Below are 18,746 nucleotides of genomic sequence, written 5' to 3' on the forward strand. Positions count from 1 at the left end.
GCCATGCCCCCGCTTTATTCCGCCCCATCCATTCTGATCCTGGGCGGCACCACCGATGCCCGGTTGCTGGCCGCGGCCCTGGCCGAACAAGGGGGAAGGCGGGTGGAATTGTCGCTGGCCGGGCGCACCAAGGCACCCCTGGCCATGCCGGTGCCCACCCGTGTGGGCGGCTTTGGCGGGGTGGCAGGGCTGGCCGATTATCTGCGGGCGGGCGGGTTCAGCCTGCTGGTGGATGCCACCCATCCTTTCGCCGCCCGCATTTCCGCCAATGCGGTGCAGGCGGCGGGGTTGGCCGATGTGCCCCTGATCTCCCTCCACCGTCCCGGCTGGGAGGCTCAGGCCGGCGATGATTGGCGCATGGTGGCCGATGTGCCGGCGGCGGTGGCGGCGCTGGGGGCGGCTGCCGCCCGCGTCTTCGTCACCCTTGGCCGGCAGGAGGTGGCCCCCCTGCTGGCCGCCCCGCAGCACCATTACCTGATCCGCAGTGTCGACCCCATCGACCCGCCCTTGCCCCTGCCGCATCTGCAATGCCTGCTGGACCGGGGACCGTTCAGCCTGGAGGGGGAATTGGCCCTGCTGCGCCACCACCGCATCAGCCATATCCTGTCCAAGAATAGCGGCGGGGAGGCAGCGCGCGCCAAGCTGGATGCGGCGCGCGCGCTGGGTATCCCCGTCATCATGGTGGCCCGCCCGGATAAGCCCGCCGGCCTGCGGGTGGACAGTGTGGCGGGGGTGCTGGGCCTGCTGCATCAACCCGGCCCCGCGATGGCGCGGGGGGTATAGACCAGCGGTTCCAGTCCTGGCCGTTCCAGCACCCTGGTTTCCGCCGTGCCGATCAGCACACAGGTGGACATATCCACCTGTTCAGGGTCGGCCGCTGCCAGCGTTGTGAAGATCACGCTTTCATCCGGCCTGCCAATGGCGCGGCCGAAAATCACCGGCACGGTGCCGGGCAGCAGGTCGCGCAGCAGGGCCAGGGCCTGGCCCAACTGGTGCGGTCGTGCCTTGGAGCGGGGGTTATAGAAGGCCATGACGAACCCGCCCATGGCGGCGGCGCGCAGGCGGTTTTCAATCACCGACCAGGGTTTCAGATTGTCCGACAGCGAAATGGCGCAGAAATCATGCCCCAAGGGCGCGCCGACGCGCGCTGCCACGGCCAGCATGGCGGTGATGCCGGGGATGATCTGCATCTCCACCGTGCGCCATGCGGACGGCCCCTGTTCCATCTGTTCCAGCACGGCGGCGGCCATGGCGAACACGCCGGGGTCGCCGCCCGTTACCATGGCGACCTGCCGCCCTTCCTCCGCCACCAGCCGCAGGGCATGGGCAGCCCTGGCCGCTTCTTCCCGGTTGTCGGTGGGGATAATGTGCTGGTGGGGGGCAAGGTTGAGGCGGTCCAGATAGGGGCCATAGCCCAGCAGCCAGTCGGCCCGTGCAAGGGCCTCGGCGGCCTGCGGGGTGATCTGGTCGGCGGGGCCGGGGCCAAGCCCGATAATGGCAAGATGGCCGCTCATTCCGCCGCCTCCGCCCGCGCCAGGGCCGCATCCTGCCAGCCGGGCAGCAGGATGATGGAGAAATAGGGGGCGGGCAGGTCGGCATCCCGTTCCGCCAGTGGCATCACCTGCTGCCCCGGCTGGCTGCCGCGTTCGACATAGAGCGCATCATCCAGCCGCCCGGTGCGGGCCAGCGCCCGGCGGATTTTCGGCAGGTTGCCCCCCACCTTCATGATCACGGCAGCATCGGCCCCGGCCAGCCGTTCGGCCAGCGCATCCTCCCCCAGCGTGCCGGGCAACACGCACAGCACATCCTCCCCCTGGGCAATCGGCACCCCGGCGGCGGCCCAGCAGGCGGCCATGCCGGTGACACCCGGCACCACCTCCACCGGGAAGCGCCCGGCCAGCCGTCGATGCAGATGCATGTAGGAGCCGTAGAACAGCGGGTCGCCCTCCGACAGCACCACCACATCGCGCCCAGCGGCCAGATGGGTGGCGATGCGGGCGGCGGATTCCTCGTAAAAGGCTGTGATGCGGCTGCGATAGGCATCGCTGTGCAGCGGCAGTTCGGTTGTCACCGGATATGCGAGTTCCTCCACCACCACATCGGCCCGCATCAGGCCGGCCACGGTGGTGCCGGCATTGCCCAGCCGCCCTGCCTTGCAGAAACGCGCCACCACGGGGGCCTCGCGGATCAGGCGGGCGGCCTTCAGCGTCATCAATTCCGGGTCGCCGGGGCCGGTGCCCACGCCATAAAGCCGCCCCGTCATGCTGCCAGCCCCGCCAGCGCGTTGATGGCGGCTGCCGTCATGGCACTGCCGCCCAGCCGCCCCTCCACGGTCAGCCAGGGCAGGGCGGGGGCAACCTCCATCAAGGCCTGCTTGGATTCCATGGCCCCGACAAAGCCCACCGGCATCCCGATGATGGCCGCCGGCTGGGGTGCCCCTGCCTCCAGCATTTCCAGCAGGTGAAACAGGGCGGTGGGGGCATTGCCGATGGCCACCACGCTGCCGGCCAGATCATCGCGCCACAGCTCCAGCGCTGCCGCCGACCGTGTGGTGCCCAGCCGTTCGGCCAAGCCCGGCACATCCGCATGGTGCAGGTGGCATATCACCCGGTTATCGGCGGGCAGGCGGGACCGGGTGACGCCACGTACCACCATTTCCGCATCGCACAGGATGGGGGCACCCGCACGCAGGGCCTGGGCAGCCTGGGACACGGCACCGGGGGCAAAGGCGAAATGGCGTGCGGCTTCCACCATGCCGCAGGCATGGATCATGCGGATGGCCACCTCTGCCTCCTGCCCATCGAAGCGGGACAGGTCCGCCTCGGCCCGGATGGTGGCGAAGGACTGGCGGTAAATGGCCGCCCCGTCCTTTTCATACTCATAAGGCATCGTTTCGCCTTTCCCCCATGGCGGCCAGACCGGCGGCAAGCCGGCTGACATCATCCCCTTGCAAATCCCAACCATCCGCCGTGGCGATGGCCTGTGCGGTGCCATCCCCCGGTGCCCCGCAGCCTTTGCCACAGCCTGACAGATGCAGCACCCCATAATTCCCTGCTGCCAATGCCGTTGCCAGCCCCCGCGTGGGCCGGAGCGCCGACCCGCAGGCAGGTGCGCCCGGACAGGCGGTGACGGCCAGCCGTGGGTCGGCATCGTCGGTGGCAAGGAAGGGCGGGAAGCAGCCTGCCCCCTGCGGCCCCCACACCGCCAGCCGCCGCCCCGCCGCTGGCCGCAGCGCGGTGAGGCCCGGCGTGGCCAGCAGTTCCCGCAATTGCGCGCATGTAAGCGCGCCGAAGGCGGGGGCCAGCAGATGGATGCCGGGGGTGATGGGGCCGAGGGGGAGGGGAAGGTTTCGCACTGCCGTCGCGCTCTCCATAGCAGCCTCCCCCGCGAAAGCGGGGGTCCAGGGGCCAGGGGCGTCGAGGTCGGGCGTGTTGCCCCTGGTTCCCCGCTTTCGCGGGGAAGGCAATGTTGGGGTAGGGGCTGCGTTCAACTCCACCCCCCGGCACCCCGCCCACGCCATGCGTTCCAGATAATCCCGCACCAGCGCCGGCCCAGCTTCAGCGCCGCACTCGGCCACCACCTGATCACCCACGATCAACCATAGCCGATCCACCACCACCCAGCGCAGGCGTAGGTCGGCGGTCAGTTGGTCCAGCCGGCCCGCCGCGTCCAGTGCCACCGTCACCTTGGGCGGCAGGCCGGGGGGCAGTGGTTGGGTGGTCAGCAGATCGGCCAGCCGGGCGGCCAGGGTGTGGCTGTCGCCCATGGCCTGCGGATCGTCCGACCCCAACGGGTCGGTGGCCAGCACCGGGCGGCTTTCCACGAAACCGGCCTCCGTCAGCCGTGCCTGGGCCGCCGCCACCGTTTCATCCAGCAGCCCCCGCACCTGCACCGCCCCGCGCAGCGTCAGGTCGATCAACCCATTGCCCAACCCATCCGCTACATCGGCCAGTTCGGCCCAGGCGGCGGCTGGCATGGGGGCGATGGGCGTCAGGCGCAGCATCAGCCCATCGCCGGTGCGCATGGGCCGTGCCAGGCTGGGGCAGTCGCGGCGGGGGGCGGGTTTATTCATGCCGCTTCCCCGTCCAGCCAGCGGGACAAGGGCGAAAGATCGTTGCGGCGGCAGGGCCACAGCCCATCCCGCCGCAGCCAGTCCAGCCGTTCGGCGATGGCGCGCCCGGCATCTGGGTTTTCCCGCGCCAGGAAATTCGCCACGGCGGGATCGCCCAGATAGGCATCGAACAGCAGGTCGAACAAAACCCCATCCACCAGCGATGCGCCATCCGGCCCCCGGCCCTTTGTGGCGCGGGCGAAATCGGCCAGCCGGTCCACCGCCTCCGCCATTTCCGCCCCACCACGCGGACCATGGCGCATCAGGCCCTGGATATGGCGGGGATGGGCCGCACGTCCGCGCACGATGCGGGCCAAGGCGGCGACCAGCGGGCGCGGGCGGGGCTGGTTGGGGTTGCTGGTATCCAGCACGATCAGCCCGGCATCGGCCCGTGCCGCCAGCGCGAAACCACCGATGAAATTGGCATCGGCCCCGCCCTGCAACAGGTCGCGGTGCGGATCGTCCGCCCCATGCACCAGCAGATCGGCCCCCTGTACCCGCCGGGCGAAGGCACCGGGGGCCGGGATCATGCCGCCATCGGCCTTCAGCGCAAAACCGGCGGCTTCCAGATAGGCACCTGCCAGATCGGCGGCGTTGATGCTGGGGTCGGAGAGCGCGCCATCGATGCCGCTGCCATAGCGGCCGGGCGCGCAACTGAACAGGCGCAGCAGATCGTCCCCGGCGCGGGATGCAGCCGCCAGGGGATTATCATCATCACTTTCATCGCGGGCGGCCACGGCCTGAATGGCGCTGTCCAGCAGGGCGATCTGGGCCGGGAACAGGTCGCGGAACAGGCCGGACAGGCGGCAGGTGACATCCACGCGCGGCCAATCCAGCACGGCGGGGGGCAGCACCTCCACCCCGCGCACCCGGCCCGTGGTGGGTTCCCACAGGGGGCGGCAGCCCAGGAAGGCCAGAACCTGCGCCACCTCTTCCCCGCCTGTGCGCAGGCCGGCGCTGCCCCATAGGTCCAGTACCAGCTGACGCGGCATCTCCCCCTTTTCCTGCAGATGCAGGCGGATCACCGCGTCGGCGGCCTTGCGCGCCAGGGCAAAGGCGGTGGGGGTGGGCAGGGTGCGGGGGTCGCTGGTGAACAGGTTGCGCCCGCTGGGCAGCACATCCAGCCGCCCGCGAGCGGGTGCGCCCGCCGGGCCGGGGGGCAGGTGCCGGCCCGCCAGCGCGGTCAACAGCCCGTCGCGTTCGCCCGCCGCACTGGCGATGATCTCAGGTGCGGCCTCCGCCGGGGCTTGGCCATAAACATGCAGGCCATCCTGCAGCGCCATGTCCTTCAGGTCGCAGAGCCAGGCATCAATCTTGCGCAGTGCCTCCCCGCCATCCTGGCTTTCCAGGCCAAGGGTGGAGAGCAGGCCCTGGGCGCGGGCTTCATCCAGGATCAGGCTGCCCAGCCGGTCACGCCGGCGCGGGTCCACCCCATCGGCCTGGGCATATTCCTCCACCAGCCGTTCCAGCTCTGCCATCGGGCCGGTCAGCGAGCCTTCCGCCAGCGGCGGGGGCAGGTGGCCGGGGGTGATGGCGGCCAGCCGGCGCTTGGCCTGCGCCGCTTCGCCCGGATTGGTCAGGATGAAGGGATAGATCACCGGCAGGGCGGCCACCGCCAGTTCGGGGAAACAATCCGGTGTCAGCGCCACGGCCTTGCCCGGCAGCCATTCCAGCGTGCCATGCGCCCCCAGATGCAGCAGGGCATGGGGGGCCTGTGCCTGCATCCAGTGGCAGAAGGCCATCAGCCCATGGCGCGGCGGCAGGCTGACATCATGGTAATCGGCCCGGCGCTGATCAAACCGCCCGCGTTCGGGCGGCAGGGCCAGCCAGTGCGGGCCGCAGGCCAGGGCACGGAAGCGGAAAGCCCCATCGCGGAATATCGGGTCATCCTGCGGCGGCCCCCAGGCTTCCAGCATCCGGCTGGCCGCGTCCGGGTGGGCATCCAGCCATGCCTGATAGGCAGACAGGGGCAGGTGGGCGGCGGCGTCGCCCTGGATGATGCCATCCAGCAAGGCGCGGTCCGTTTCCGGCAAGGGACCGATCTGCCAGCCGGCATCGTGCAACAGGTTGATGATGGCACGCAGGCTGGCCGGTACATCCAGCCCCACGGCATAGGCCTCCCGCCCCGCCGCCCCCGGATAATCGGGCAGCAGGATCACCAGCCGGCGCTGACCTGCCGGGGTGTGGCGCAGGCGCAGCCGGGCCAGCACCCGTTCCACCACCTGATCCAGCAAGGCCGGTTCCGGGCGGGAGAGCGCCACGGCGGTGGCATCATCGGCCTGTTTGAAGGCAATCGCCCCGGTCAGCACCCGGCCATCGATTTCCGGCAGCACCACATGCATGGCAAGGTCTGCTGCACCCAGGCCCCGATCCGATGCCGCCCAGGCATCGCGCAGGGTGGTGGCATTGACCAGATGCAGCAAGGGCGCATCGCCAAAGGGCAGGTCGCCCCCGCCGCCAAACGCCGTCAGCGTCAATACCAGATCGACCGGGCCGATATCATGGGCGGCCAGGGCGTCGGCCACGCCCGGCACCTTCAGCCCCGGCAGGTGGAAAGCATGGACCGCCACCCCCGCCGCCGCCAGCCTTTCGATCAGCATATCCGCCGGGGCCGTATCCCCGGCCAGCACCTGGGAGCGGTAGAGCAATACCACCACCCGCCCCGCCGATCCGTCGCCGGCCATGGCATAGGGGGCGACCAGCGGGGCGGCCACGGCATCGGGAATATCGTCCCTGCTATCCAGCAGGCTGCCCATCCCCCGCACCAGCCCTTCGGCATTGGCCATGCCGCCGGCGCGGAACAGGGCCAGCAGGCGGGACAAGGTGGGGCCGGGCAGGGTGGACAGGTCCGCCAACCGTGGATCGTCCCGATCCTCACCCGGCAGCAATGCCAGCCGGATGCCATGGCGCTGGCAGCGCTGGGCCAGACTTTCGGCACCATAGCGCCACCAATCCAGCCCGCCCAGCACCCGCACCACGATCAGCCTGGCATGGCGGGCCGTGCGGTCCAGCCACAGATCGACTGACATGGGGTGCGCCAGCACGCGCAGATTGACCAGACCCAGGCTCCACCCCACACCAGCGGCGGCATGGGCCGCCCCCAGTGATTGCAGGTCACTGTCGGAAAAACTGGCCACCAGCACATCGGCCAATGGCTGGGCAATATCGACGGCTGCCGATTGCTCATCCAGAAGGGCGCTGCTGGTGGCCAGAAGATGCATGGTGGATCAGCCGGCCAGAAGGGCGGCGACGGCGGCGCGGTCGAACCCGTGCAGCCCGATGGCGACCAGCTTGCCCTGCCGTTCTTCAAACTTATCCCACAGCCGGTCGTAATATTGGTTCACCCGGCCCCCCACCGCCTGCACGGCCAGCCGCATCGGCTTGCCGATAACGGCGACATGGCCCTTCACCCGCAGAATGCCATGGTCACGGGCCAGCGCCTCAATCCGGGCGGTCAGGGCGGCGGCATCGGCCAGTGGCGGCATGGGCACGACCACGCTGTCGAAATCATCATGATCATGGTCTTCTTCCGCGTCATGATGGGTGCGGCGGTTTTCGATATCCTGTTCCGTCGCCAGCCCCAGGCCCAGCAGCAGGTCGGTCGACACCCTTCCTTCCACGGCGGGGATGATGCCGACACCGCGCGGCAGCGCGCGCTCTACGGCGGCGCGGGCGCGGGCCTGGCCAGCCGCGTCCAGCAAATCATCCTTGGTCAGCACCACCAGATCGGCACAGGCAATCTGGTCGCCAAACACCTCTTCCAGCGGGTTGTCATGGTCCAGCGCCGGGTCGGCGGCACGCTGGCTTTCCAGGGCGGCCAGATCGCCGGCCACCTGTCCATCGGCTAAGGCGGCACCATCCACCACGGCCACCACGGCATCCACCGTCACCCTGCCCTTGATCGCCGGCCAGTTGAAGGCCTGCACCAGCGGCTTGGGCAGGGCCAGACCGCTGGTTTCAATCAGGATATGGTCGATTGCCGGCTGGCGGGACAGCAGCACATCCAGCGTGGGCGCGAAATCATCGGCCACGGTGCAGCACAGGCAGCCATTGGCCAGTTCGACGATGTTTTCGTCCGGGCAGGATTCGTCACCACAGCCCTTCAGCAGTGTGCCATCCACGCCGACATCGCCGAATTCATTGACGATCACCGCCAGCCGCCGCCCGCCGGCATTGCCCAGCAGGTGGCGGACCAGCGTGGTTTTGCCGGCACCCAGAAAGCCGGTGATGATGGTGCAGGGCACCTTGTTGAGATTGCTCATGGTTTTGGACTTTCAACCGGCAGCGATGGGGGCGGGGAAGGCGGGCAGGCGGGCGATCAGCCCCTTTTTCAGGGCCGGCGGACGGGTGCGCCAGGGCAGCAACCCATCCTGCGATTCCGCCAGCAGCCGGGCGGCGGCCAGCAGGTCGGCGGGGCCGCTGGCGGGGTCAATCTCCCCGAACAGATATTGCCAGCGCCCGGCACATTGCAGCGCGGCCGACGGGCCACGGTTGCAGTTGCCCAGGCAATCCACCACCTGCACCGCCACATCAGCGGGCTGGCTGTCGCACAGGCCGCGCGCCAGCACGGCCCCCGGTCGCTGGTCGGGGGCCAAGTCCGGCGGCGCATCAGGCCCCCGGCAGGAACGGCAGACGGTCACCACGGGCCGAACCGGCCCCGTCTCCGCTGCAATCATCATCTGGTCGGTCATCTTCCCCGTATCCGGCCGTTCTTTCCAGGGATGCCGGACAGGGAAGCACCGCGATCAAGGCGGCTCCATCGGCGCAGGCAGAAAGCTGGCCGACCGGCACCGGGGCACCCCGCCCGAAACCGTCCCTGACGCGCGGCAGGTCTCCTGGCTCATGGGTCATCACCTGTTCCGCCTTCCCGGTTCTTGTCGGAACCAGTGGCATTGCTGGAGCAGGCTCGCCACACACAGTTGCGGGGGCAGCCACGGTCGCCGATGTGCCCATCCCGCTTATCGGAGATGGGTAAACATCAGGTCCGTGTTCCCTTTTAACGCCGACCGGGTTGCACAGGCCCAGCCGGCGACCGGCGCAGTTGGCAATAGACCGATGGCGGACGTGCTTGTCAATCATCCCGGCTTGGCCCCATAGTGCCGGCGTATTCCATCGGTTGCCGGTTTCAACACCGGCATGAAAAGGGAACGCGGTCGGCCGGACCCCATCCGGTTTCAAGCCGCGGCTGCCCCCGCAACTGTGTGCGGCGAGCGTTCGGTCCATTCAGGCCACTGGTTTTCACCTTGAGAAAACCGGGAAGGCGGACCAAACGCGCCATCAACCGCAAGCCAGGAGACCTGCCGCTGGAACCATAGCCGCAACCGTCCTCGGAGGGAGGACGTAAGAGGAGGAAGTATGTCGTTTCAATTCCGCCGCACCGCTGGCTGCGGTGCCGCCCTGGTGGCCAGCGTGATTGCCACGCTGCCGGCCCATGCCCATCACATGATGGATGGCAAGCTGCCGGCCACCTTTATGCAGGGGCTGCTGTCCGGCCTGGGCCATCCGGTGGTCGGGCTGGACCATCTGGCCTTCACCCTGGCCGCCGGTCTGGCCGTGGCCGCCGCCGGCCTGCCGCTGCTGCTGCCGGTGCTGTTCGTTGCGGTCTCCTGCCTCGGCGTGGGGCTGCATGTGGCGGGCATTAACCTGCCGGCCTCTGAATTGCTGGTGGCGCTGTCGGTGCTGGTGGCGGGCAGTGTGATTGCCAGCGGGCGCAAGCTGCCGGTCGCCGCTTGGGCCGCCCTGTTCGCCTTTGCCGGCCTGTTCCATGGCTATGCCTATGGCGAGTCGATCTATGGTGCGGAGGCGACGCCGATTGCTTCTTACCTGCTGGGTCTGGCTGTGATTCAGTCCGTCATTGCCGTGGGGGCGGCGCTGGCCCTGCGCAACCGCGCCTGGATCGCCGGCCTGTTCCCGCGTTTGGCGGGCGGTTTGGTGGCCCTGGTCGGGCTGGCGGTGCTGGCGACGCAGTTTTGAGAAGCCTGTCGTTCTTTACAGTATCAGCTACATTTACCGTCACCCCGGTGCCAAGCCGGGGTCCAGTTTCGTAGAGCGAAGCGCTTGTGGCCCCTGGACCCCGGCTTGGCGCCGGGGTGACGGTGGAGAGAATGGCAAGGGCAGCAGCTAGCCGGTTGTGGTCGCTTAACAATACCCAAGGCCGGGCCGCTCCCATAGCGCCCGGCCTTTTCTGTCGCATTGTTTTGTTATGTTATAATGTATAAATCGAAGCGAGTTTACCCACGGCAAGGCGGGAGAGCGGTGGCCATGGCCGATGCCCTGATCGAAATTGACAATCTGCGCCATTCCATTGGCGGGCGGGATATCCTGTCTGTTCCGGCGCTGCATCTGGCCAAGGGGCAGCATGGCCTGCTGCTGGGCCCCAGCGGCAGCGGCAAGACCACGCTGCTCAACCTGCTGGCGGGGCTGTTGCCGGTGATGGCGGGCAGCTTCAAGCTGCTGGGCCAGGATATGCGCCAGTTGGGCCCCGCGGGGCTGGATCGGTTGCGGGCCCACCATATCGGCATCGTTTTCCAGCAACTGCACCTGATCGAGGCGGTATCCATCGCTGACAATCTGCGGCTGGCCCAGACGCTGGCCGGTCATGCGGTGGATGAGGCGGTGATCAAGGAACTGCTTTCCCGCGTCGGGCTGGGCGACCGGGCCAAGGCCCGCCCGTCCGACCTGTCGCAGGGCGAACGCCAGCGGGTAGCCGTGGCACGCGCCCTGGTGAACCGGCCGGCCCTGCTGCTGGCGGACGAGCCGACCAGCGCGCTGGATGATGAAAACTGCGCCGCCGCGCTGGACCTGTTGTTGCAGCAGGCGGATTTGAGCGGTGCCACCCTTTTGATCGCCACGCATGATCAGCGGTTGACGGCGCGGGTGCCGGTGGCCCTGCGCCTGACCAAGCCGGAAGGGATGGCAGCATGAACATGCTCACCCTCAGCCTGGCCTATCTGCGCCAGCGGGCGCTGACTAGCCTGTTGAACCTGCTGTTGCTGGCCCTGGGTGTGGCCACCATCAGCTTTCTGTTGATGCTGGACCGGCGGATCGAGGATCGGTTGGCCCGCGATGTCGCCGGCTTTGACATGGTGGTGGGGGCCAAGGGCAGCCCGCTGCAATTGGTGATGTCCGCCCTGCTGCATATCGATACGCCGACGGGCAATGTGCCCCTGTCGGCGCTGGACACCCTCCGCGCCAACCGGCTGGTGCGGGAGGTGGTGCCGGTGGCGTTGGGCGATAATTATCAGGGCTATCGCATCGTCGGCACCGAACCCGCTTATATCGACCATTATGGCGGCAAGCTGGCCCAGGGTCAGCTCTTTGCCCAGCCGATGGAAGCCGTGCTGGGGGCCACGGCGGCGGCCACAGCCGGCCTGAAAATTGGCGACAGCTTTGCCGGCAGCCATGGCCTGACGGCGGGCGGGGAGGTGCATTCCTTTGCACCCTACAAGGTGGTGGGCATTCTGGCCCCCACCGGCAGTGTGCTGGACCGGCTGGTGCTGACCCCGGTGGCCAGTGTCTGGGCCGTGCATGAGCATCACCACCACCATCACCATGATGGCGATGATCATGACGAGGATGCTGATGGCGATCATGACCATGATCACGACCATGCCATGGCCGGGGCGGATCATGATGAAGACCATGATCACGATCATGATGCCAAGGAAGAGGCAGGGCATGAGCCACACCGGGAGGTGACGGCCCTGCTGGTGCGCTATGCAACGCCGCTGGCCGCCGCCCGCCTGCCGCGGGAGATCAATACCGGCACCGACATGCAGGCCGCCAGCCCGGCGACGGAAATGCTGCGCCTGCGCTCCCTGCTGGGGATTGGGGTGGATACGATGAAGCTGTTTGGCGGGGTGCTGGTGCTGGCGGCTGCCCTTGGCACCTTCATCGCCCTTGCCAATTCCTTGCAGGAACGCCGATATGATCTGGCAATCATGCGCACGCTGGGGGCCACCCGGTCGCGCATCCTGGGGCAGATATTGACAGAGGCCTTGCTGGTCGGCGGGGCGGGGGCTTTACTGGGCTTTGGCCTTGCCCATCTGGGGATGGTGCTGATGGGTCGCTTCTCCGCCCAGGCGCGTGACCTGGGGCTGGCGGTGCCGTCGGTGGGGCTGGTCGATCTCTGGCCGCTGGCCTTGGCGCTGGGCACGGCGCTGCTGGCGGCCTTGCTGCCGGCGATCCGGGCCTATCGCGGGGATGTGGCGCGCATGTTGGCGCAACGCTGAGGGGAGTGTGCAGGTTATGGCTGGATGCAAGCGTTGGGCGGGGTTGGCCCTGGGCGGGCTGTTAATGCTGGCCGGTGCCGGCACGGCGTCGGCCTTCAAAGAGGTGAAAGACCCCAACTTGGCCGCCAAGGCGAGTGATGCCAACCAGCCGGGCGCCATCCCCCGCGCCACGCTGGGTTGGGACCGCATCGCCAATGTGCGGGAGGTGGATAAGATCATCAAACAGGTCTCCCGCCCGGTGGCCCTGTTCGGCAAGGACGTGGCGGCCCTGGATGGCAAGCCTTTCACCGTGGCGGGTTTCTTCCTGCCGTTGGATACGGCGGACAAAAGCCGCAAGTTTTTGTTATCGTCGTTGGCGCCGTCCTGTCCCTTCTGCCCGCCGCCGGGCCCGGCCGATCTGATCCAGGTGGATGCCACCGATGCGGTGCCGGCCACCCTGGAGCAGATCAAGCTGGAAGGCACCCTACGCCTGTCGGCAGAGGATGAGAACGGCATCTATTACCATCTGGAGAATGCCCGTGTCGTGCCCACGTCCTGACCGTTTGCCCCTGCTGGCCGGTGCCGCCCTGATCCTGGCCTTGACGGCTGGCATGGCGCTGCCGGCGGCGGCGCAGGAAATCGGTTGCGGCAAGATGTATGAGAATATGGATTGCGGGATGCCAGACCTGGAGGCCGCCGCCAGACGGGTGCAAGAGGCGGAAGCCGCCGCCAAACGTGCGGAGGAGGAAGCGGCCGCCGCTGCCGCCAACCCCCAGACCAAGCCGGGGGAATTGCGCCAGCGTGCAATGGAGCTTTACCGAGCCCGCATGGCAACGCAGAGCGCCGGGCTGCAATGCTGTCACCCCAACCCGGATGGCAGTTTTTACTGCCATTGATGGCTCTGTGCGTTTCCTCCACCGACACCCGGCGGTGTTGCGTCCTCCGGCTCGGCTTCCAGTCGCCGGCCTCCAATCGGCCAAGGGTCAAACCCTCGGCGGATTGGTATGATTATAAAAGAGAGTCGCACGTCAAAATTGAATCCACCCGCCTACATGTTTCAACAGAATTGAACTGTCAGTGTTCTGAGCAAAGTAGAAATGTCAGTGTTGGGGTGGGCCGGGTAACGGAGCCGTAGGCGCAGTGGACCGGCCCACCCCAACATTTGCCGGTTTTGCCTTGGCCGCCGCATGTTTGTCCGCCGCTCCGGGCCGACCGCGCCGCTTGCCTCCGCGCTTTTCGTAGTGGTTGCGTTCGCTGATGCTCTTGACCGTTGGTGCCGGCATCGCGTCCTGCATCTGCTTCACATAAGCCAGGACCTCCGACAACCGCTTGTTCTCCACGATCTCGGCCTGCATCACGCGCTGGTTCTTGTCAAAAATCGTGTAGGGCAGGGCACAACCCTGCCAGCGAAACTCCAACCGGCCATCAGCAAAGGCGTAGCTATCGACGTATTGCCCTGCCAAACCCCGTGTAACCTCATTCTCCACCAGCATCACCCGCTGGCGTTCATACGACAATGTCAGTTGCCGACCGACATATCGACGCTCGCGAACACACAGAATGTCCTGTAACCGCCCATCGTCTATCGTCAATGGCCGGTGCATGTCGTCGGCGCTGGCAGGGGCCACCGCGAACCGTTCATTGAACTGAGCCATGAAACCCGGCAGAAGCGCATTGCCAGCCTCCAGGCTGTCTATTCCCGCCAGGCGCAGTTCCTTGACCAGCCGGTCCTGCAAAGTCCGGTTCGCCCGCTCTACCCGGCCCTTGGCCTGGCTGGAGTTCGCACACAGAATCTCAATCCCCAGTTCCGCCAGTGCCCGGCCAAACTGCGTCATCCCCTGGCCGCCCTTGGCATCCTTGCGGGCCACCCGGAAAACTGTGTGCTTGTCCGAATAAAAAGCCAATGGACGCCCATGGTCGCGCAGATAGGCCGCCAAAATCTCGAAATAGCTGAAGGTACTCTCCGAGACCACAAACCGCAGCGCCATCAGCCGTCCCGTCGCGTCATCCACAAACACCAGCAAGGTGCAGGGCGGCCCGCGGTCCTCAAACCAACGATGCTCGCTCCCATCAATCTGTACCAACTCACCCAGGCATTGCCGCCGAAGGCGAGGGCGGTGAAATTGACGCCGCTGGGCCTTTGTGCGCCAGAGACCGGCCTCCGCCATCCAGTGCCGCAGCGTCTCCCGCGACACCGTAAGACCATGCCGTTCGGCAAGCTTCTCCGCTGCCAATGTCGGCCCAAAATCATGGTAATGCAGACGAACCAGCTCCAGCGCCAGCTCGCGAACCCCCTTTGAAATCTGGTGGTTCGACGGTCGGCCCCGGCCTCGATGGACAATCCCGCCACCGCCATCGCATCGATACCGATCCAGAAGACGCCATACCTGACGCTCACTCAAACCCAATATCCCAGAGGCGTCCGAAACCTTAAGCTGACCACTCTCGATTTCTGCCAGTACCTCAACACGCCGGACATCCCGATCGCTCATCATCAGCCAGCCCATAACAGCCCCCAAAACCGGCCAAAACCGATCCAGAGACTGACATTTCTATCTTGCTCAGGACTGACATTTTAACTTTGCGCCTACACAAAAATTATCAATAAGTTATCTTATGGAAAATATTGTCAAATCACAGAATGACACGCAGCATATTTCCGCAAAATATCAGGCCGGTCGGCGGTGGATCGCGCTCAGATGCTCTTCGCGCAGCAGATGCAGGCGCATGGAAGCCAGACGGTCGCGGCCGTCATTGGTGAAATCCAGCAGTTCCATGCCTTCGCAGATCAGCGGGTTCAGGGTGTTCCAGAACAGTTGGACATAGTTGGCCCGGAACTCCACCACATCGGCCACGCCCAGCTGGCCGAGCATCCCGGATTCCTGGAACTCCTGCGTCAGGGGTTTCAGCTTTTTCATGAAATAAGGATCGGAGACCATGCCGATCAGGCGGGCCGCCCGCACCAGGCCGCGAAAGCCGGTCAGGTCCGTCTGATGATCCGGGCATGGCGGAAAGCGTGTGTAATCAATGTAATCGGCCAGCAGATCGGCATCCAGGATCGCACTGTCGGCGAAATGCGCCCGCACGAACATCATGCCGCGTTCAGGCGCATAGGGGCGCAGGAACGCGTCCGTTGCCCCATCGGGCAGTTCCACGCTGGTGCCATCGGGCTGGATCACCACCCGATCCGCCTGATCACCCGGCAAAAGCCGGCGGTTGAAGCCGATGGCGAACAGCAGCAGGGCGGCGATGAAATGCATGGCCTCATGCGCGTCCAGATCGCCGTCGCGCAGCATCTTGCCCTTCAGCATCTCCACACCGACGCAGACCACCTGAACCGTATGGTCCAGATTATGGTAAAGCGCGTCGGTGCGGGCGGCATGGGTGGCCCCGATGCGGCAGGCCCGCAGCAAGGCGGCCCGATATTCCGCCGGTGCCAGCGGAAACAGCTCTGCATAGCTTTCCGACAGGCGGCACAACAGCTTCTCAATCACGATATCGGCTGGACGGAACATGGATTTACCCCCTGCCCTTGGCCGTATGTTCCTGCACGAAGACGTGCGACATCAGGCTGGAAATCCATTTACGCCCTTCCAGCGTCACCTCCAGATAGGACAAGCCCCCCAGAATATGATGGTGGACATGGTTCCAGAAGAAGGCCGGATAGGTGCGGCGCAGATCGGCGGGGGATTTGTTCCCCATGCGCGCATTGGCACCGATCTCCTCAAATTCCTGATAAAGGGCGGGTAGTTTGCGCAGATAATCGGGGTCGGCCATCTGGCCGATCAGGTCGGCGGCGGAAACCAGCCCCGGCCAGCTTTCCAGCGCCTTTTCCCCATGATCGGGCACGGGAAAGCGCGTATTTTCAATGCAGGTGCAGACAAAATCGCAATCAATGATGCGGTCATCCTTAAAGCGCCAGCCGACAAACAGCTTTCCCCGCTCCACATGATAGGGGGTCAGATAGGCGTCGGTCATACCGGGCGGCACCGTCACCGTATCGCCCTCCGCATTAATCACAGCCACCGCCCCCCGGTCGCCGGGGCACACCCCCTGCAGATAACCGATATCGTGGCACAGCAGGGCCACCAGATAATTCACCCATTCGGTGGGGGTGACATTTCCCTCCCGCAGCATTTTGCCGTGAACAATCTCCTGCCCCACCATGGTGACCATGATGGAATGTTCGTAATCATGGTAGGGGGCGGTGGAATTCACCAGCGCTTCCATGGCCAGCACCGCCGTCGTTGACAAGGCGTTGGTGTGTTCCGGGTAGAGATGGCCATAGACCCGGTGAAAGCCGTCCAGCAGGCGCGCGACGAACGCATCTATCACCACCTGTCGGGCATCGAACGATTGCATCACGTTATTCTTTCCGTTCCCCCATGCTGGCGAACCTAACATAGGCTCGCCTGTCTCTGCCCGCCAATTTCTATGCTGTTTATGGAAGGGGCTATGGGAAAACGCCATCGGCTGGCGGGGTCAGCCAGCCGGCCCGATCACCCGCAAATCCGGCCCCAGCGGAATTTCCAAATGGCAGCGCAACCCATCAGGCGGGAAATCCAGGCTGGATTTACCGCGCAATTCATAGGCGATGCTCTGGCGGATCAGGGTGGAGCCAAAGCCGTTCTGTGATGGCGGGCTGATGGGCGGCCCGCCAATTTCCCGCCATTCCAGCAGAATGACCGGCGTACCGCCCTCCTTCTGCCCCAGGCTCCAGGTCACTTGCAGCCGCCCTTCCGCCTTCAGGAAGGCACCATATTTCGCGGCATTGGTTGCCAGTTCATGGAAAACCAGCGCCAGGGCCAGCGCCGCGCGGGGGCGTAGTTCAATGGCCGGCCCGTCCAGCATCACATCCTGCGGGGTCTGGGCATAGGGGGTCACCTCATGCCCGATGACTTCCCGCAACTGTACCCATTCCCAAAAATGCTCGGCCAGCAGGTTATGGGTTTCCGACAGGGCGCGCAGACGTCCCTCAAACGACGACCAGAATCCGTCAATGGTTGTGTGGCGGCGGCGCGTCTGCGCGCCAATGGACAGCACGGTGGCCAAGGTATTCTTCACCCGGTGGGACAATTCCGCCATCAGCAGGGCCTGTCGCTCCTCTGCCTGGCGCCGTTCCGTGACGTCGATGATCTGTACCACCGCACCGAAGGGGGCTGCCGTCTCCCCCTCGCCCTCCAGCCCGCCGCTTGGCAGGGGGGTGACAGAAAACAGCACCGGCACATTCCGCCCATCCGGAGCCGTCAGCATGGCGGAACGGTCGGTGATTTCGCCGGGCAGCTGACCGTCAGTCAGTTCCACGCCTAAGCGGGCAAACAGGCAATGCCGGTCGGCATCTATTGGCGCCTGCCCCAGCAGCGACTGGGCCGGTGGATTGATATAGGTGATGGCACCCGCCGCATCGGTCAGGATCAGACCGGTGCGCACATTGCGGGTGATGGTGCTGGTGATCAGGGCCTGATCGGCCAGCCGTTTATTGGCAAAGGCCAGCTGGTCGGCCAGGGCAGCGCGGGCCTGGGCGGCATTGCGCTCTGCCTCCAGCATCAGTGCCCGGCCTTCCCGTTCCCGGAAATCGGCCAGCAGGCGGCGGTTCTGTTCCTCCAGAAATCGCCGCCGCATGATGGCGCGCAGCCGGGCGCGCAGCGGTGCCAGCGGAGCGCCCTGCACATAAATGTCGCTGATACCGGCTTCCAGCATCTCCTGCGTCAGCTGGCCGCCGGCGACATCCCGCATCACCAGGATGATGGCGGGTGGCAGTTGCGAGCCGCCGATCACCTGGCGGGCAAAATCCAGCCAGCCGCACCCGGGTAACCGTTCGGCCAGCAGGATGCCATCCATCGGCATCTGTTCCTGCAGGCGCTGCGCCGTTTCCGCATCGCTGGCGCGCTGTACCAGACAGCCCTCTTCCAGCAGCAGGGCCTGCAGCTCGCGGGCATCGTCGGCGTTGAAGCCAGCCAGCAGCGCGCGGGGTTGGCGGAACACCGTCTGTGGCAAGACATCCACATCGGCATCCCGGCGGGCATGGCGCAACAGGTTGCGCACGCGCAGCATCAACACGGCCGGATCGGTGGATTTCGGCAGGAAATCATCGGCCCCGCTATCCAACCCCTCCCGCTGGCGGGCCGGTGTTTCATCCGCTGTCAGGACCAGGATGGGCATGGAAAGGGTGGCGACATGCAAACGGACCTGTCGACACAGGTCCGCCCCCTGTAGTCCCGGCAGATGATGGTCGACGATCAGCAGATGCGGGACCGTCCGATTCAGCACGCGCAGCGCCTCTTCGGCGCTTTCCACATGTTCCACCTCGTATCCCTGCTCCTCCAGCAGAAACAACAGCCGCAGGGCCTGCGTCGGACTGTCTTCCACCAGCAGGATACGTTGTCTTGTCATCTTGTCTGCCCTTTCAGGCTCCGCCAGCGACG

The 18,746-nt window shown here is 66.1% G+C and carries 17 protein-coding genes and 2 riboswitches; of the genes, 6 read left to right on the plus strand and 11 right to left on the minus strand.

What is annotated here, in order from left to right:
• Window positions 1-3 precede the first annotated feature (3 nt).
• Entirely contained in the window at window positions 4-783 is a 780-nt protein-coding gene (locus CHB97_RS06570; RefSeq protein WP_089287155.1) for a cobalt-precorrin-6A reductase, read from the plus strand.
• Here CHB97_RS06570 and CHB97_RS06575 read toward each other — a convergent pair.
• Genes CHB97_RS06575 through CHB97_RS06605 form a run of 7 tightly spaced genes read right to left on the minus strand, consistent with a single transcriptional unit; the run spans window position 750 to window position 8,802 of the window.
• The gene (locus CHB97_RS06575) at window positions 750-1,514 is read right to left on the minus strand and encodes a precorrin-3B C(17)-methyltransferase (protein WP_089287156.1); all 765 of its coding nucleotides are present in this window, start codon (window positions 1,512-1,514) and stop codon (window positions 750-752) included. The genes CHB97_RS06570 and CHB97_RS06575 overlap by 34 nt on opposite strands.
• Window positions 1,511-2,263, minus strand: a complete 753-nt coding sequence (locus tag CHB97_RS06580) for a precorrin-2 C(20)-methyltransferase (protein ID WP_089287157.1) — start codon at window positions 2,261-2,263, stop codon at window positions 1,511-1,513. The genes CHB97_RS06575 and CHB97_RS06580 overlap by 4 nt, the downstream gene beginning before the upstream one ends.
• A complete protein-coding gene (locus CHB97_RS06585) occupies window positions 2,260-2,889 on the minus strand; it encodes a precorrin-8X methylmutase (RefSeq protein ID WP_089287158.1) in 630 nt (209 codons plus the stop codon). Before CHB97_RS06585 ends, CHB97_RS06580 begins: the two co-directional genes overlap by 4 nt.
• Window positions 2,879-4,072 carry a hypothetical protein gene (locus tag CHB97_RS06590; RefSeq protein ID WP_089287159.1) on the minus strand — a complete coding sequence of 398 codons (1,194 nt, stop codon included), beginning with the start codon at window positions 4,070-4,072 and terminating at the stop codon, window positions 2,879-2,881. The genes CHB97_RS06585 and CHB97_RS06590 overlap by 11 nt, the downstream gene beginning before the upstream one ends.
• Window positions 4,069-7,332: a cobaltochelatase subunit CobN gene (cobN, locus tag CHB97_RS06595; RefSeq protein ID WP_089287160.1), complete on the minus strand. Its 3,264-nt coding sequence runs from the start codon at window positions 7,330-7,332 to the stop codon at window positions 4,069-4,071. Before cobN ends, CHB97_RS06590 begins: the two co-directional genes overlap by 4 nt.
• Before the next feature lie 6 nt (window positions 7,333-7,338).
• A complete protein-coding gene (cobW, locus tag CHB97_RS06600; RefSeq protein WP_089287161.1) occupies window positions 7,339-8,373 on the minus strand; it encodes a cobalamin biosynthesis protein CobW in 1,035 nt (344 codons plus the stop codon).
• A 12-nt stretch (window positions 8,374-8,385) separates the two neighbouring features.
• Entirely contained in the window at window positions 8,386-8,802 is a 417-nt protein-coding gene (locus tag CHB97_RS06605; RefSeq protein ID WP_089287162.1) for a DUF1636 domain-containing protein, read from the minus strand.
• A gap of 116 nt (window positions 8,803-8,918) precedes the next feature.
• A riboswitch (cobalamin riboswitch) is annotated at window positions 8,919-9,163 on the minus strand.
• A 44-nt stretch (window positions 9,164-9,207) separates the two neighbouring features.
• Window positions 9,208-9,431: riboswitch (cobalamin riboswitch) on the plus strand.
• Between the two features lie 35 nt (window positions 9,432-9,466).
• Here CHB97_RS06605 and CHB97_RS06610 point away from each other — a divergent pair.
• The 5 genes from CHB97_RS06610 to CHB97_RS06630 all read left to right on the plus strand — a co-directional run bounded on the left by CHB97_RS06610 (window position 9,467) and on the right by CHB97_RS06630 (window position 13,217).
• Complete coding sequence (locus CHB97_RS06610; protein WP_089287163.1) at window positions 9,467-10,084, plus strand: HupE/UreJ family protein; 618 nt, start codon at window positions 9,467-9,469, stop codon at window positions 10,082-10,084.
• Window positions 10,085-10,372: 288 nt separating this feature from the next.
• Entirely contained in the window at window positions 10,373-11,035 is a 663-nt protein-coding gene (locus CHB97_RS06615; RefSeq protein ID WP_089287164.1) for an ABC transporter ATP-binding protein, read from the plus strand.
• Complete coding sequence (locus CHB97_RS06620) at window positions 11,032-12,342, plus strand: FtsX-like permease family protein (RefSeq protein ID WP_089287165.1); 1,311 nt, start codon at window positions 11,032-11,034, stop codon at window positions 12,340-12,342. Before CHB97_RS06615 ends, CHB97_RS06620 begins: the two co-directional genes overlap by 4 nt.
• Before the next feature lie 16 nt (window positions 12,343-12,358).
• On the plus strand, window positions 12,359-12,880 hold the full coding sequence (locus tag CHB97_RS06625) for a DUF3299 domain-containing protein (protein WP_089287166.1): 522 nt from the start codon (window positions 12,359-12,361) through the stop codon (window positions 12,878-12,880).
• Window positions 12,861-13,217 carry a hypothetical protein gene (locus CHB97_RS06630; RefSeq protein WP_143270747.1) on the plus strand — a complete coding sequence of 119 codons (357 nt, stop codon included), beginning with the start codon at window positions 12,861-12,863 and terminating at the stop codon, window positions 13,215-13,217. The genes CHB97_RS06625 and CHB97_RS06630 overlap by 20 nt, the downstream gene beginning before the upstream one ends.
• Window positions 13,218-13,421: 204 nt before the next feature.
• Here CHB97_RS06630 and CHB97_RS06635 read toward each other — a convergent pair whose 3' ends face one another.
• The 4 genes from CHB97_RS06635 to CHB97_RS06650 form a co-directional block, all read right to left on the minus strand.
• Window positions 13,422-14,828, minus strand: a complete 1,407-nt coding sequence (locus tag CHB97_RS06635) for an ISNCY family transposase (RefSeq protein ID WP_200819845.1) — start codon at window positions 14,826-14,828, stop codon at window positions 13,422-13,424.
• Window positions 14,829-14,990: 162 nt separating this feature from the next.
• On the minus strand, window positions 14,991-15,836 hold the full coding sequence (locus tag CHB97_RS06640; protein WP_089287168.1) for a hypothetical protein: 846 nt from the start codon (window positions 15,834-15,836) through the stop codon (window positions 14,991-14,993).
• Window positions 15,837-15,840: 4 nt separating this feature from the next.
• Window positions 15,841-16,683: a hypothetical protein gene (locus CHB97_RS06645; protein ID WP_089287169.1), complete on the minus strand. Its 843-nt coding sequence runs from the start codon at window positions 16,681-16,683 to the stop codon at window positions 15,841-15,843.
• A 120-nt stretch (window positions 16,684-16,803) separates the two neighbouring features.
• The gene (locus CHB97_RS06650) at window positions 16,804-18,714 is read right to left on the minus strand and encodes a response regulator (protein ID WP_160105621.1); all 1,911 of its coding nucleotides are present in this window, start codon (window positions 18,712-18,714) and stop codon (window positions 16,804-16,806) included.
• Window positions 18,715-18,746 lie beyond the last annotated feature (32 nt).

It is taken from the genome of Azospirillum sp. RU38E (assembly GCF_900188385.1).
Taxonomy (GTDB): domain Bacteria; phylum Pseudomonadota; class Alphaproteobacteria; order Azospirillales; family Azospirillaceae; genus Niveispirillum.

Coding starts and splice junctions, on each gene's coding strand:
- CHB97_RS06570 (WP_089287155.1), top strand. CDS start 4: ATGCCCCCGCTTTATTCCGCCCCATCCATTCTGATCCTGGGCGGCACC.
- CHB97_RS06575 (WP_089287156.1), bottom strand. CDS start 1,514: ATGAGCGGCCATCTTGCCATTATCGGGCTTGGCCCCGGCCCCGCCGAC.
- CHB97_RS06580 (WP_089287157.1), bottom strand. CDS start 2,263: ATGACGGGGCGGCTTTATGGCGTGGGCACCGGCCCCGGCGACCCGGAA.
- CHB97_RS06585 (WP_089287158.1), bottom strand. CDS start 2,889: ATGCCTTATGAGTATGAAAAGGACGGGGCGGCCATTTACCGCCAGTCC.
- CHB97_RS06590 (WP_089287159.1), bottom strand. CDS start 4,072: ATGAATAAACCCGCCCCCCGCCGCGACTGCCCCAGCCTGGCACGGCCC.
- cobN (WP_089287160.1), bottom strand. CDS start 7,332: ATGCATCTTCTGGCCACCAGCAGCGCCCTTCTGGATGAGCAATCGGCA.
- cobW (WP_089287161.1), bottom strand. CDS start 8,373: ATGAGCAATCTCAACAAGGTGCCCTGCACCATCATCACCGGCTTTCTG.
- CHB97_RS06605 (WP_089287162.1), bottom strand. CDS start 8,802: ATGACCGACCAGATGATGATTGCAGCGGAGACGGGGCCGGTTCGGCCC.
- CHB97_RS06610 (WP_089287163.1), top strand. CDS start 9,467: ATGTCGTTTCAATTCCGCCGCACCGCTGGCTGCGGTGCCGCCCTGGTG.
- CHB97_RS06615 (WP_089287164.1), top strand. CDS start 10,373: ATGGCCGATGCCCTGATCGAAATTGACAATCTGCGCCATTCCATTGGC.
- CHB97_RS06620 (WP_089287165.1), top strand. CDS start 11,032: ATGAACATGCTCACCCTCAGCCTGGCCTATCTGCGCCAGCGGGCGCTG.
- CHB97_RS06625 (WP_089287166.1), top strand. CDS start 12,359: ATGGCTGGATGCAAGCGTTGGGCGGGGTTGGCCCTGGGCGGGCTGTTA.
- CHB97_RS06635 (WP_200819845.1), bottom strand. CDS start 14,828: ATGGGCTGGCTGATGATGAGCGATCGGGATGTCCGGCGTGTTGAGGTA.
- CHB97_RS06640 (WP_089287168.1), bottom strand. CDS start 15,836: ATGTTCCGTCCAGCCGATATCGTGATTGAGAAGCTGTTGTGCCGCCTG.
- CHB97_RS06645 (WP_089287169.1), bottom strand. CDS start 16,683: ATGCAATCGTTCGATGCCCGACAGGTGGTGATAGATGCGTTCGTCGCG.
- CHB97_RS06650 (WP_160105621.1), bottom strand. CDS start 18,714: ATGACAAGACAACGTATCCTGCTGGTGGAAGACAGTCCGACGCAGGCC.